We start from the raw sequence: 1072 nt of genomic DNA, 5'->3' as shown, positions 1-1072 counted from the left end.
TGCCGCAAGCACGGCATGTCGAGCGCGACCTACTATGCATGGAAGGCGAAGTTCGGCGGCCTGGAGGTGTCCGACGCGAAGCGCCTGCGGTCGCTCGAGGAGGAGAACGCCCGGCTCAAGCGGCTGCTCGCGGACACGATGCTCGACAACGCGGGGTTGAAAGACCTGCTGTCAAAAAAGTGGTGACGCCCGCCGCGAAGCGGCAAGCGGTCGCGCATCTCCAGGCGACCCTGGGGATGAGCGAGCGGCGGGCATGCACGGTTGTCGGAGCGGACCGCGCGAGCATGCGGTATCGCTCGTGCCGGGCGGATGATGGCGACCTGCGGTCGCGTTTGCGTGAGCTGGCGCAGCAGCGCCGGCGGTTCGGCTATCGGCGTCTGCACATCCTGCTGCGCCGGGACGGCATCACGATCAACCGCAAGAAGACCCAGCGGCTCTACCGGGAGGAAGGTCTGACGGTCAGGCGCCGGAAAGGACGAAGGCGCGCCGTGGGCGCACGGGCACCTTTACCGGTGCTGGCGCTTCCCAATCAGCGCTGGAGCCTCGACTTCGTCCACGACCAGCTCGTCACCGGCCGGCGGTTCCGCGTGCTCAACATCGTCGACGACGTGACGCGCGAATGCCTCCGGGCGGTGGTGGACACCTCGATCTCGGGCCGGCGGGTCGTGCGCGAGTTGACCGCTCTGATCGCCGAACGTGGCAAACCGAAGATGATCGTCAGCGACAACGGGACCGAACTGACCTCCAATGCGGTGCTCGCCTGGTCCGCCGATGCCAGCATCGAGTGGCATTACATCGCGCCGGGCAAGCCGACGCAGAACGGGTTCGTCGAGAGCTTCAACGGTCGCATGCGCGACGAACTGCTCAACGAGACGCTGTTCTTCACCATCGTTCAGGCCCGCTCGATCCTGGCCCGCTGGGTCGACGACTACAACACCGAGCGGCCGCACTCGTCGCTCGGCTACGCTACCCCGGCCGCGTTCGCTGCCGGACTCGAACAGCAACGGGCGGGGTTAACCCCGCCCGTTGCTTCACCCGCGCTCATGCGCGACAACCACGGTCGGTCTCTGGT

1 protein-coding gene is annotated in these 1072 nt (G+C 67.0%); it reads left to right on the top strand.

Annotated elements, in window-relative coordinates; genetic code table 11:
- Window positions 1-1072, top strand: a protein-coding gene (locus ACTHQV_RS19265) for an IS3 family transposase (protein WP_440492329.1) whose coding sequence is annotated in 2 segments (ribosomal slippage) — window positions 1-172 and window positions 172-1072 — 1073 coding nt annotated over the 2 segments. Because the reading frame shifts where the segments join, the coding sequence is not laid out codon by codon here. This gene is flagged as partial in the annotation.

Source organism: Sphingomonas sp. SAFR-052, from assembly GCF_051965015.1.
Taxonomy (GTDB): Bacteria; Pseudomonadota; Alphaproteobacteria; order Sphingomonadales; family Sphingomonadaceae; genus Sphingomonas.
This window is presented reverse-complemented; position numbering and strand designations above follow the sequence as displayed.